Here is a 12,551-nt window from a genome sequence, read left to right as displayed (position 1 = left end):
CGCTGTTTCGCTCAGTCGCCCCTGGTAATGCCGTGTTTGCGCAGTTTTCGATACAAGGTATTGCGGCTGATGCCCAAGTGCTCGGCAACGCGGGTGAGATGCCAGTGTTTTGCCTCCAGGACCTCCTTCAGCGCTTGCCGCTCCGCGTCGAGCAGAACCTCGGTCCCTACAGATTCACCCGCAATCTCTGCGGCACCGCCGGACCTGTGTGGGCGGGCGTGCCCGCGAACGAGGGCAGCGCCCTCGCCCTCCATTTCCTGGTCGGACATCTTCGCGGGCTCGCCTACCCCCGCGAGAGGTGGGCTGGTGCGGATGACTGCGGGGAGGTCCGCAAAGGTAATGCGGGCATCTTCGCAAAGCGCCACCAGGGTACGCAGCACATTGCGCATCTGCCGCACGTTCCCCGGCCAGTTAAATGCGAGCAGCGCCTGCCGCGCCCGGGGCTCGATGTCTATCCATTGCCCCTGCGTCTCCTGACGCAGCAGAAAGTCCAGCAACTGCGCCTTGTCACTGCGTTCGCGCACCGCCGGCAGCGCGACCTCCAGGCCATTGAGGCGGTAATACAGGTCCTCGCGGAAACTGCCCTGTTCAACCCGTTCCAGCAGGTCACGGTGCGTAGCGCTGACGATGCGCACGTCCACCGCCTGTGGCTCTCCCCCGATCGGCACCACCTGGCGCTCCTCCAGCACCCGCAGCAGTCGGGTTTGCAGGGCAAGCGGCATATCGCCGATCTCGTCCAGCAGCAAGGTGCCGCCGTCGGCCTGCAACAGTTTGCCGCGCATGCCCTCCTTGCGCGCGCCGGTAAAACTGCCGCCGCGGTACCCGAACAGCTCACTCTCGATCAGGCTTTCCGGGATAGACGCGCAGTTGATGGCGACGAACGGCTTGCCGCGCCGCTCACTGGCCTGATGCACAGCCTGGGCGAAGGCTTCCTTGCCACAGCCGGTCTCGCCGCGCAGCAGCAATGGCACATCGCGCTCGAACACCCGCACGCTGCGGCGGAAATCATTTTGCAACGCCGGGTCAAGCAGACAGACCAGCGGCTCCACTTCAGCTGCGGGCCGCGGCTGGGCGGCCGGCACCGACCACACCGGCGCCCGGGCCTGCCCCCGCAGGCTGGCGAACACCTGGCGACCGTCCAGGGTGCGCAGCGGCCAGACAGCACTGCCACCGGGCGTGGCACGGCTGAACATTTCGTCATGGCTGCACGCGAAAAAGCACGCCAACGGTTTGCCCAGCACGCCACCCCTTACCGTGCCCAGCAGGTTCAGTGCGCTTTGGTTGGCAGCGCAAATACGCCCATCGCCGTCGAACGCCAGCAAGCCTTCGCTGAACAGGCCGACCGACTCGGCTTGCAGGTGAAAACGCAGTAACCATTGCTGCTCGAAATGGCGCAGGAAATAGCAGCTTTCGATCATCTTCGCCGACAGGTTGACCAACGCCATGGTGTGGAACTGGCTTTGCCGCGATACGTCGGGGCGTGCAGAGGACACGTCGAGTACCGCCAGCAGGTCGCCATGCGGGTCGAACACCGGGCTGGCCGAGCAGGTCAGCCCGGTGTGACGGCCACGGAAGTGCTCGTTCTGATGGATGGTCAGCGCCTGGCGCTCGACCAGGCAGGTGCCGATGCCATTGGTGCCCTCGCGCGCCTCGCTCCAGTCGGCGCCCAACCACAACCCGGCACGCTCGAAGCTGCGCCGCTCGGCGGGGGCACTGACGCAATTGAGGATCACCCCGCGGGCGTCGGTCAGCAGCACCGCGTGGCCTGCGCCGGAAAGCTGCCGGTGCAGGCTGTTCATTTCATGGTCGGCAATTTGCAGCACCTGGTGCAGGCGCTCGCGGCTTTCCAGCAGGCGACCATGCTCAAGCACCACCGGCGCTTCGATCACCGCCGGGTCGAGGTGGTAATCCTCCAGGCAGCGCAGCCAGGAACGGGCGATGGACGGATCACTGCCGCCCTCCCCGGCCCCGCCATGGGCAACGCTATGGACCTGCCGGGCATGGCGAGTGAAGTGATTGCTCTGCATTGTTGTAATTCTCCGCAGATAGAGCGTCAGTCCAGCATCCTCCACCCGGTTAGCCTTTGCAATGCACACACCTGTGATGTGTCGCAAACGGCACAAAATGTCACCCCAGGCGTACCGGCGCCGGCACAGCGGTCCTTGAACAGGCCCGTAAAAATGACCCAAGTCATTGATTTGCCTGGCACCGCCAACACTGGCCCAACCCTTGCTCTATGCTTTTCAACTCCCTAAAAAGCACAATACCAAGGAGACACACCATGCGTTATGCACATCCCGGTACCGAAGGCGCGAAGGTTTCCTTCAAGAGCCGCTACGGCAACTACATCGGTGGTGAGTTCGTTACTCCGGTAAAGGGGCAGTACTTCGAAAATACCTCCCCGGTGAATGGCAAGCTGATCGCTGAATTCCCCCGCTCTACTGCCGAAGACATCGACAAAGCCCTGGATGCCGCCCATGCTGCGGCCGACGCCTGGGGCCGCACTTCAGTGCAGGATCGCTCCAACGTGCTGCTGAAGATCGCCGACCGTATCGAGCAGAACCTCGAATTGCTGGCCATTACCGAAACCTGGGACAACGGCAAGCCGATCCGCGAAACCCTCAACGCCGACATTCCGCTGGCGGTCGACCACTTCCGCTATTTCGCTGGCTGCATCCGCGCCCAGGAAGGCGGCGCTGCCGAAATCAATGAAGGCACCGTGGCCTACCACATCCACGAGCCACTGGGCGTGGTCGGGCAGATCATCCCCTGGAACTTCCCGATCTTGATGGCTGCCTGGAAGCTTGCCCCGGCACTGGCCGCTGGTAACTGCGTGGTGCTCAAGCCTGCCGAACAGACGCCGCTGGGTATCACCGTACTGCTCGAAGTCATTGGCGACCTGTTGCCACCTGGCGTGCTCAACGTAGTGCAAGGCTATGGCCGCGAAGCCGGTGAAGCCCTGGCCACCAGCAAACGCATCGCCAAGATCGCCTTCACCGGCTCTACCCCGGTGGGCTCGCACATCATGAAATGCGCCGCCGAGAACATCATCCCGTCCACCGTCGAACTGGGTGGCAAGTCGCCGAACGTGTACTTCGAAGACATCATGCAGGCCGAGCCAAGCTTCATCGAGAAGGCGGCAGAAGGCATGGTGCTGGCGTTCTTCAACCAGGGCGAAGTGTGCACCTGCCCGTCGCGTGCCCTGGTGCAAGAGTCGATCTATCCGCAGTTCATGGAAGTGGTGATGAAGAAGGTGCTGCAGATCAAGCGCGGCGACCCGCTGGACACCGACACCATGGTCGGCGCGCAGGCCTCGCAGCAGCAGTTCGAAAAAATCCTCTCGTACCTGCAGATTGCCCAGGAAGAAGGCGCCGAGCTGCTCACCGGCGGCAAGGTCGAGAAGCTGGAAGGTTCGCTGGCTACCGGTTACTACATCCAGCCGACCCTGCTCAAGGGCAACAACAAGATGCGCGTGTTCCAGGAAGAAATCTTCGGCCCGGTGGTCAGCGTCACCACCTTCAAGGACGAAGCCGAAGCGCTGGCGATTGCCAACGACACCGAGTTCGGCCTGGGCGCCGGCGTGTGGACCCGCGACATCAACCGTGCCTACCGCATGGGCCGCGGCATCAAGGCTGGCCGTGTGTGGACCAACTGCTACCACCTGTACCCGGCGCATGCCGCGTTCGGCGGGTACAAGAAGTCGGGGGTTGGGCGTGAGACGCACAAGATGATGCTGGATCACTATCAGCAGACCAAGAACCTGCTGGTGAGCTACGACATCAATCCGCTGGGCTTCTTCTAGACCGCGTCGCCTTCTTCGCGGGTAAACCCGCTCCTACAGGTTCACCGTTGGTTCCAGAGCCGGTGCGGTACCTGTGGGAGCGGGCAAGCCCGCGAAGAGGCCGGACTTGCTTTACACAAAACCCAGGGCGGTAACCGTGCACCAACCGCTCTGGCTCGCTTCCTGCAGTACCCATCACCATCGGCCCGGAACCCTTCCGGCCACCAAGAAAAACAACAGGTGAATCTATGCCAAGCGAACATTCCGCCGGATCGCCGGCAGGCTCTTCCGTCGACTTCGAGAAAGTCGGCTCTGACTATTTCCAGCAACGTGAACTGAAAAAAGGCGCCGCCGGCTGGGTACTGCTGGTCGGCCTGGGCGTGGCGTACGTCATTTCCGGCGATTACGCCGGCTGGAACTTCGGCCTGGCGCAGGGCGGCTGGGGCGGCATGTTCCTGGCCACCTTGCTGATGGCAACCATGTACCTGTGCATGTGCTTCTCGCTGGCCGAACTGTCGTCGATGATCCCCACCGCTGGCGGCGGCTATGGCTTTGCCCGCAGCGCGTTCGGACCGTGGGGCGGGTTTCTGACCGGCACGGCGATCCTGATCGAATACGCCATCGCCCCAGCCGCCATCGCGGTGTTCATCGGCGCCTACTGCCAATCGCTGTTCGGTATCGGCGGCTGGATGATCTACCTGGCGTTCTACATCGTGTTCATCAGCATCCACATTTTCGGCGTGGGTGAGGCACTGAAGCTGATGTTCATCATCACCGCCATCGCCGCCATTGCCCTGGCCGTATTCCTGATAGGCATGGTGCCCCATTTTGATGCAGCCAACCTGTTCGACATCGCCAAAACGGACGCCGTCGGCGCCAGCAGCTTCCTGCCGTTCGGCTATGTCGGCGTGTGGGCAGCCATCCCCTACGCCATCTGGTTCTTCCTTGCCGTCGAAGGCGTGCCGCTGGCCGCAGAAGAAACCAAGAACCCCAAGCGTGACCTGCCACGCGGCCTGATCGGCGCCATGCTGGTACTGCTGGCCTTCGCCTTGCTGATCCTAGTGGTCGGCCCGGGCGGCGCAGGCTCCGAGGCGCTGAAGGCCTCCGGTAACCCGCTGGTCGAAGCCCTGTCGAAGGCCTACGGCGGCTCCACCTGGATGGGCGGCTTCGTCAACCTGGTCGGTCTGGCCGGGCTGATCGCCAGCTTCTTCTCGATCATCTATGCCTATTCCCGGCAGATCTTCGCCCTGTCCCGCGCCGGTTACCTGCCGCGCAAACTGTCGGAAACCAACAAGAGCAAGGCCCCGGTACTGGCATTGGTCATCCCCGGCATCATCGGGTTTGCCCTGTCGCTGACGGGCCAGGGTGACTTGCTGATCCTGGTGGCAGTGTTTGGCGCTACCCTGTCTTACGTGCTGATGATGGCTGCGCACATCACCCTGCGCATCCGCCGGCCAAAGATGGAGCGCCCCTACCGCACCCCGGGTGGCATCTTCACATCCGGCCTGGCGCTGGTGCTGGCGTGCATCGCCGTGGTCGCCGGATTCCTGGTTGACCCGCGGGTAGTCATTGGCGCTGCAGTGATCTATGCGGTATTAATTGCCTACTTTGCTTTCTACAGCCGCCACCACCTGGTCGCGGGCACACCGGAAGAGGAATTCGCCGCGATCCAGAAGGCCGAAGAGGCCCTGCACTGATCGCCGCCACCCGCCGCGGGGCAACCCGCGGCTCTGGAGATTCTGTATGGCAAGTTTCGTACACACGGTCGGCCATCTGGTCTACCGCTTCGACAGCCTCAAGGAAGTAATGGCCAAAGCCAGCCCGGCACGCTCTGGGGACTGCCTGGCAGGCGTCGCGGCCAGCAACGACGCCGAGCGCGTTGCCGCGCAGATGGCTTTGGCCAATATTCCCCTGACGCACTTTCTCAATGAAGCACTGATCCCTTACGAAGCAGATGAAGTTACCCGCCTGATCATCGACACCCACGATGCCCAGGCCTTCGCCCCGGTCAGCCACCTGACCGTGGGTGGCCTGCGTGACTGGCTGCTGAGCGAGGAAGCCAACGAAGACAGCCTGCGCGCCCTGGCGCCCGGGTTGACCCCGGAAATGGCCGCTGCCGTGTCGAAGATCATGCGCGTGCAGGACCTGGTGCTGGTGGCGCAGAAAATCCGCGTGGTCACCCGGTTCCGCGGCACCATGGGCCTGCGCGGGCGCCTGTCGACCCGGCTGCAACCCAACCACCCGACAGACGAACCGGCCGGTATTGCCGCCAGCATTCTCGACGGCTTGCTGTACGGCAACGGCGACGCCATGATCGGCATCAACCCGGCCACCGACAGCATCGCTTCGATCTGCGCCCTGCTGGAAATGCTCGACGCCATCATCCAGCGCTACGACATCCCCACCCAGTCCTGCGTGCTGACCCACGTCACCACCTCGATCGAAGCGATCAACCGCGGCGTGCCACTGGACCTGGTGTTCCAGTCCATCGCCGGCACAGAGGCGGCCAACGCCGGCTTCGGCATCAACCTGAACGTGTTGCAGGAAGGCTACGAAGCAGGTCTGTCGCTGAAACGTGGCACCCTCGGGCAGAACCTGATGTATTTCGAAACCGGCCAGGGCAGTGCGCTCTCGGCCAACGCCCACCACGGCGTCGACCAGCAGACCTGCGAAACCCGCGCCTATGCCGTGGCTCGTCACTTCAAGCCGTTCCTGGTCAACACCGTGGTCGGTTTCATTGGCCCGGAATACCTGTACAACGGCAAGCAGATCATCCGCGCCGGCCTCGAAGACCATTTCTGCGGCAAACTGCTGGGCGTGCCGATGGGTTGCGATATCTGCTACACCAACCATGCCGAAGCCGATCAGGACGACATGGACACCTTGCTGACGCTGCTGGGGGTGGCCGGCATCAACTTCATCATGGGCATCCCCGGCTCCGACGACATCATGCTCAACTACCAGACCACCTCGTTCCATGACGCGTTGTACGCGCGCCAGACCCTGGGCCTGAAGCCCGGGCCGGAATTCGAGGCATGGCTGGCCCGCACCGGTATCTTCACCCAGGCCGATGGCCGGGTGCGCTTCGGTGACAACCTGCCGCCGGCCTTCCGCCAGGCCTTGGCACAGCTTGCATAGGGATGACCATGGACCATCGCACGCCTACCCCCGACAACCCTTGGCTGGCCCTGCGCAACCTGACCCCGGCGCGCATCGCCCTGGGCCGCACCGGCACCAGCCTGCCGACAGGGGCGCAGCTGGACTTCCAGTTCGCCCATGCCCAGGCACGAGATGCCGTGCACCTGGCTTTCGACCACGCCGGCCTGGCCAGCCAGCTGAGTGACCGCGGGCGCGAAAGCCTGGTGTTGCACAGCGCTGCCAGCGACCGCCACCAGTACCTGCAGCGCCCGGACCTTGGCCGGCGGCTGAACGAAGACTCGATTGCGACCCTTCGCCAGCATGCCCAGGCCAACCCCGGTGGCGTCGACCTGGCCATCGTGGTGGCTGACGGCCTCTCGGCACTGGCCGTGCATCGCCACACACTGCCGTTCCTGACCCGCTTCGACGAACAGGCTGCCGCCGACGGCTGGACCTGCGCCCCGGTGGTACTGGTGCAGCAGGGCCGCGTGGCAGTGGCCGACGAGGTCGGCGAGCTGCTGGGCGCCCGGATGACGGTGATGCTGATCGGCGAGCGCCCGGGGCTGAGCTCGCCCGACAGCCTTGGCCTGTATTTCACTTACGCACCCAAGGTCGGCCTGACCGATGCCTACCGCAACTGCATTTCCAATATCCGCCTGGAGGGGCTGAGCTATGGCATGGCGGCGCACCGCCTGTTGTACTTGATGCGCGAAGCCTGCCGGCGCCAGCTTTCCGGGGTGAATCTAAAGGACGAAGCCGAGGTCCATAGCCTGGAGAATGAAGACAGCGCCAACCAGAAAGGTAACTTCCTGCTCGGCAAAGGGTAAAAAATCTGTCACGGAAGGCGGATTGCACTCGTGCCGTGCATTGGGCAGCATGCCCTTGAACGCTGCTGGCATTCCGCTGTTTCCCAAATGGACTCTGAGGGCCGCACATGCGCATCATCAAAGCAACCCTGGAACACCTCGACCTGCTCACCCCGTTGTTCGTCAAATACCGTGAGTTCTACGGGCAACTGCCCTACCCCGACAGCTCGCGCAGCTTTCTGGAAAAGCGCCTGAAGCGGGACGAATCGGTGATTTACCTGGCACTTCCGGATGATGACGACGGCAAACTGCTGGGCTTTTGCCAGCTGTACCCGAGCTACTCGTCGCTGTCGTTGAAGCGGGTATGGATTCTCAACGATATCTATGTAGCCGAGGACTCCCGGCGCATGCTGGTCGCCGACCATTTGATTCGCGAGGCGAAGAAAATGGCCAAAGAGACCAATGCTGTGCGCATGCGCGTGTCGACCAGCGCGAACAATGAAGTGGCGCACAAGACTTACGAATCCATCGGGTTTCGTGAGGATACCGAGTTCAAGAGCTACATCCTGCCAATCAGCCAGGATTGACCGGCACCGCCCGCTTCCACAAGCAAGGTAGTGATCCTTGGGGGAGCGGGCGTGCCCGCGAAGCGGTTGGTAAAGGAATACCCCCTCTACCGTAACCCCCCGCTACAAACTCTCCGGGCATGTTCCTGACTTAGCCGTATAATGGCTCACCTGTCATGTGTGAAAATTTACCCTCCCCCCGGTAACCAAGCCTACGCCCAAGAACACAGGTGCTGTACATGGATTTCAACCCGCTGGACCTTATCCTGCATCTCGATGCCTACCTCGATCTGCTGGTCACCAATTACGGTCCCTGGATCTACGCCATCCTGTTCACCGTGATCTTCTGCGAAACCGGCCTGGTAGTGATGCCATTCCTGCCAGGCGACTCGCTGCTGTTCATCGCCGGCGCCGTGGCGGCGGGTGGCGGCATGGACCCGGTGCTGCTGGCCGGCCTGCTGATGGCCGCTGCAATCCTGGGCGACAGCACCAATTACGTGATCGGCCGAACAGCCGGCGAGCGTTTGTTCAACAACCCCAACTCCAAGATCTTCCGCCGCGACTACCTGCAGCGTACCCACGATTTCTATGAACGCCATGGCGGCAAGACCGTGACCATGGCGCGCTTCCTGCCCATCTTGCGCACCTTCGCACCGTTCGTCGCGGGCATCGCCCACATGCACTACCCACGCTTCCTCGGCTTCAGCGTTGCCGGTTCGCTGCTTTGGGTCGGCGGCCTGGTCACCTTGGGCTACTTCTTCGGCAACGTGCCGTTCATCAAGCAGCACCTGTCGCTGATGGTGGTGGGCATCATCATCCTGTCGCTGGTGCCGATGATTCTCGGCTTGCTGCGTGGGCGCCTGGGCCGTACGGCCAAGGCTCACTGAACAGGTAAAGAACAAACGGCATGTGGTCATTCAGCGCCTGGCGGCGCAAGCGTACTCTGGCGCGTTACCCGATCACGCCACAGCAATGGCAGGCCGTACGCGAGCGGCTGCCGATGCTGGACGGCATCAGCGACGCTGAAGACCGCTGGCTGCGCGAAGCCTGCATCCTGTTCCTGCTCGACAAGCACCTCACCTGCCTGCCCGGGGTCGAACTGGACGACGAGCAGCGCCTAATGCTGGCCGCCCAGGCACAGTTACCGCTGCTTCACCTGGGTGAGCTGAACTGGTACCAAGGCTTCCACGAAATCATCCTGTACCCCGACGACTTCAAGAGCCCCCAGCGCCACCGCGATGCCAGTGGCGTGGAGCATGTGTGGGACGGCGAACACAGCGGCGAGGCGTGGCAGCAGGGGCCGATCATCCTGGCCTGGAACGGCGTGCAGGCCAGTGGTGGCTGGGAGGCTTACAACCTGGTCATCCATGAGCTGGCGCACAAGCTCGACATGCTCAACGGCGATGCCAACGGCCTGCCACCGTTGCACAGCGGCATGCCCGTTGATGAGTGGGCAAGCGCCATGCAGCAGGCGTACGACGACCTCAACCAGCAACTGGACGCCAACCCCGACGCCGAAACCGCGATCGACCCCTATGCTGCGGAAAACCCGGCAGAGTTCTTCGCCGTTACCAGCGAGTACTTCTTTAGTGCCCCTGACCTGCTTCATCAGGCTTATCCAAAGGTCTACCACCAGTTGTCGCTGTTCTACCGGCAAGACCCGCTGGCGCGCCTGTGCCGGCTGCAGGCGGAACACCCCGAGTACCGCGAAAGCCACGCCTGACGGGCCCGCACATCAGGCCAAGCGTGGCGTGCCCCGGCAGAATGTGCCTATAATCGCCGCCACTTTTTGGTCAAACACGGGGGCACTGCCCAATGAGCTACAGCAAGATTCCGGCGGGCAAAGACCTGCCGAACGACATCTACGTCGCCATCGAGATCCCGGCCAACCACGCGCCGATCAAATACGAAATCGACAAGGACAGCGACACGCTGTTCGTCGACCGTTTCATGGCTACCCCAATGTTCTACCCAGCCAACTATGGCTTCATCCCGAACACCCTGGCTGACGACGGTGACCCGCTGGACGTGCTGGTGGTTACCCCTTACCCAGTGGCCCCAGGCTCGGTTATCCGCGCCCGTCCGGTTGGCGTGCTGAACATGACCGACGACGGTGGCGGCGACGCCAAGGTCATCGCTGTTCCTCACGACAAGCTGTCGCAGCTGTACGTTGACGTCAAGGAATACACCGACCTGCCAGCCCTGCTGATCCAGCAGATCGAGCACTTCTTTGCCAACTACAAAGATCTCGAGAAGGGCAAGTGGGTCAAGATCGAAGGCTGGGAAGGCGCCGATGCCGCCCGTGCCGCGATCACCAAATCGGTCGCTGCCTACAAGGGCTGATTTCGACTGCAGGGAAACCCCGCTTTGGCGGGGTTTTTCATGCCTGAATGGAACGCGCTCACTGCTGGGAACAAATCCTACACAGTCCTACACCAGCATCCTACAAACAGCCTCTTTTCGTACAAATCCCGTCAACACCCGGTTCATTTCCTTACTGGCAACCCGCCGCTACACTCGCCGCCATGAACACTTCCGGCGACCGCCTCAGAGCCCTGCTCCACGAATGTGGCCTGACCCCTTCCGATTTCGCCGCCCAGCGCAGCGTCACAGCACAGCACGTCAACAACTGGTTCAAACGCGGTGTGCCTTTGGCCCGACTGGACGAACTGGCCGATCTGTTCTGTGTGCACCGGCGTTGGCTGCGCACCGGTGAAGGCCCCAAACACCCCAATCCACTCCTGCGCAACGGCCGTCCACGGCCAGCGCCCGCCAACCCGCTTACCCCGCTGTCCGAATATCGTGGCCGGGTATTGAAGGTGCCCTACTACGAAGTGCGCAACGGCTTGCTGTCGCCGGTGGGCAGCAAGCACCTGCGCTTGCCGGCAAAAGCCCTGAAGGGCTTGGGTGTGCAAGCCGGCAACGCAATCTGCCTGGCAATGCCGGCCAGCAACATGCTCCCGCTGATTCCGCTGCAAGCTACCTTGGCCATCGACCTGGGCATGACCCAGGTGGTCGAGGGCGAAACCTATGCCCTGCTGCAAAACGGCATGCTCAGGGTAAACAACCTCAGTCTTGGCCCGCACGACACCCTGTACCTGCACAGCCATGACCGGCGCAACTACACGGTCGAACGCTACACCGCTGCTCAGCGTCAGGCGCAGGGCCTGGAAATTCTTGGCTGGGTGTTCCACTGGTCACATTTCCGCCAGCAGCGGCCCAGTTGAAGCACTCTGGGCAATTTTTTGCTGGGCATCCTGCGCCCGCCCTTGTATGCTACGCCGCACATTAAGCCCCGACCGGCGCGAGCCGCGTTCCAGAGGGCTCGGCGATATCCCACACGGGCATCTGCCATCTCTTTCAGGCCCTTGATGGCCACACAGTTAAGGCGATTGCGGCTTACCATAAATTAGTCGGAAGCGTCCCCGAGAAGCCGGCCACAAGCCGGCTTTTTAATTTGGCAATGCCCCGTCCTGCATAAGGTTGACACCTCCCGTTGTGCTCAGCCCCCCGCTGTTCACGTTCAGCCCGCAAGCGATTCTGGGGTGTCGGCTTCTTCTTGTCGCGCATATAGATATCAAGTTGATATTTCGAAATCTTCCAATGGAGGGTTTTTTCTGAAGGTGAGCGTTTCGCGCCAGACTATAATAAAACGATCAGATGTGCGCTGACACGTGCGGCCATCCTTGGAGATTGCTTATTACTTATATTTAATCTGTAACGGTTTGATGTAGTGATGAGGACTTAGCATGAACGCCTTATTGAAAGAGCTGCACGCCTATCATCATGAGGTGGCTACCAAAATTACTCAGATCAAAGAATTACTGGAGAGGATAAGGCACGGCTCTGCGGGTGCCGATGACTGCAAGCTGTTGTTTAAGCAACTGGAAGCCTTGCATGGTGATGCAGAGCGGCACCACCATGAAAATGAAGAGCTTATTCGGCTGGCCTTGCTGACAACCGACGCACCGATTCACCAACGGGTCATGGCCATCGAGCAAGATCATAAAGCCTTCACGCGAATTGCCGGACAGCTCAAGATGTTGGAGCAGTCAAAGCAAGAGGCCAGAGTAATTGCCGACACGATCGAAGACTTCATCAAGAAATACTATGATCATATGGATGCCGAGGAGAATATTTTCTTTCCGGTAGCAGACAAGTGGTTGTCAGACACCCAATGGCAAGAAATAAAGCATCAATGGCACTCGGAGACTTCTTGAATTAAAACCAAGCGCCTGATTAACACTTACTCTCACAACT

Annotated in this window: 11 protein-coding genes; 10 read left to right on the top strand and 1 reads right to left on the bottom strand. The window is 61.6% G+C overall.

The window, feature by feature from the left end:
- Positions 1-11: 11 nt before the first annotated feature.
- Positions 12-2,027 (bottom strand): sigma-54-dependent Fis family transcriptional regulator, encoded by a 2,016-nt coding sequence (locus ACI7M0_RS02720; RefSeq protein ID WP_129932100.1) that lies wholly within the window; start codon positions 2,025-2,027, stop codon positions 12-14.
- Between the two features lie 254 nt (positions 2,028-2,281).
- Between ACI7M0_RS02720 and ACI7M0_RS02715 the strand changes: the two genes are divergently transcribed.
- From ACI7M0_RS02715 to ACI7M0_RS02670, 10 genes are all read left to right on the top strand, one after another.
- Positions 2,282-3,802, top strand: coding sequence for an aldehyde dehydrogenase family protein (locus tag ACI7M0_RS02715; RefSeq protein WP_010951822.1), 1,521 nt, complete (start codon positions 2,282-2,284; stop codon positions 3,800-3,802).
- A gap of 227 nt (positions 3,803-4,029) precedes the next feature.
- Positions 4,030-5,478 (top strand): ethanolamine permease, encoded by a 1,449-nt coding sequence (gene eat / locus ACI7M0_RS02710; protein WP_003255355.1) that lies wholly within the window; start codon positions 4,030-4,032, stop codon positions 5,476-5,478.
- A gap of 46 nt (positions 5,479-5,524) precedes the next feature.
- A complete protein-coding gene (locus tag ACI7M0_RS02705) occupies positions 5,525-6,919 on the top strand; it encodes an ethanolamine ammonia-lyase subunit EutB (protein ID WP_010951821.1) in 1,395 nt (464 codons plus the stop codon).
- Positions 6,920-6,927: 8 nt separating this feature from the next.
- Positions 6,928-7,746, top strand: a complete 819-nt coding sequence (gene eutC / locus ACI7M0_RS02700) for an ethanolamine ammonia-lyase subunit EutC (protein WP_010951820.1) — start codon at positions 6,928-6,930, stop codon at positions 7,744-7,746.
- Positions 7,747-7,853: 107 nt separating this feature from the next.
- Complete coding sequence (locus ACI7M0_RS02695; RefSeq protein WP_003255360.1) at positions 7,854-8,312, top strand: GNAT family N-acetyltransferase; 459 nt, start codon at positions 7,854-7,856, stop codon at positions 8,310-8,312.
- A gap of 218 nt (positions 8,313-8,530) precedes the next feature.
- On the top strand, positions 8,531-9,178 hold the full coding sequence (locus ACI7M0_RS02690; protein ID WP_003255361.1) for a DedA family protein: 648 nt from the start codon (positions 8,531-8,533) through the stop codon (positions 9,176-9,178).
- Between the two features lie 20 nt (positions 9,179-9,198).
- A complete protein-coding gene (locus ACI7M0_RS02685; RefSeq protein ID WP_010951819.1) occupies positions 9,199-10,014 on the top strand; it encodes a zinc-dependent peptidase in 816 nt (271 codons plus the stop codon).
- A gap of 92 nt (positions 10,015-10,106) precedes the next feature.
- Positions 10,107-10,634 carry an inorganic diphosphatase gene (gene ppa / locus ACI7M0_RS02680; RefSeq protein ID WP_003255365.1) on the top strand — a complete coding sequence of 176 codons (528 nt, stop codon included), beginning with the start codon at positions 10,107-10,109 and terminating at the stop codon, positions 10,632-10,634.
- A gap of 182 nt (positions 10,635-10,816) precedes the next feature.
- Positions 10,817-11,518: an XRE family transcriptional regulator gene (locus tag ACI7M0_RS02675; protein WP_129932099.1), complete on the top strand. Its 702-nt coding sequence runs from the start codon at positions 10,817-10,819 to the stop codon at positions 11,516-11,518.
- A gap of 522 nt (positions 11,519-12,040) precedes the next feature.
- Positions 12,041-12,511, top strand: coding sequence for a hemerythrin domain-containing protein (locus ACI7M0_RS02670; RefSeq protein WP_020193843.1), 471 nt, complete (start codon positions 12,041-12,043; stop codon positions 12,509-12,511).
- Positions 12,512-12,551 lie beyond the last annotated feature (40 nt).

Origin of the sequence: Pseudomonas sp. 10(2024), assembly GCF_045164175.1 — a bacterium.
In the GTDB taxonomy this organism is placed as follows: Bacteria; Pseudomonadota; Gammaproteobacteria; order Pseudomonadales; family Pseudomonadaceae; genus Aquipseudomonas; species Aquipseudomonas alloputida.
Note: the sequence above shows the minus strand (reverse complement) of the source record. Positions and strands in the feature narration are given on the sequence as shown.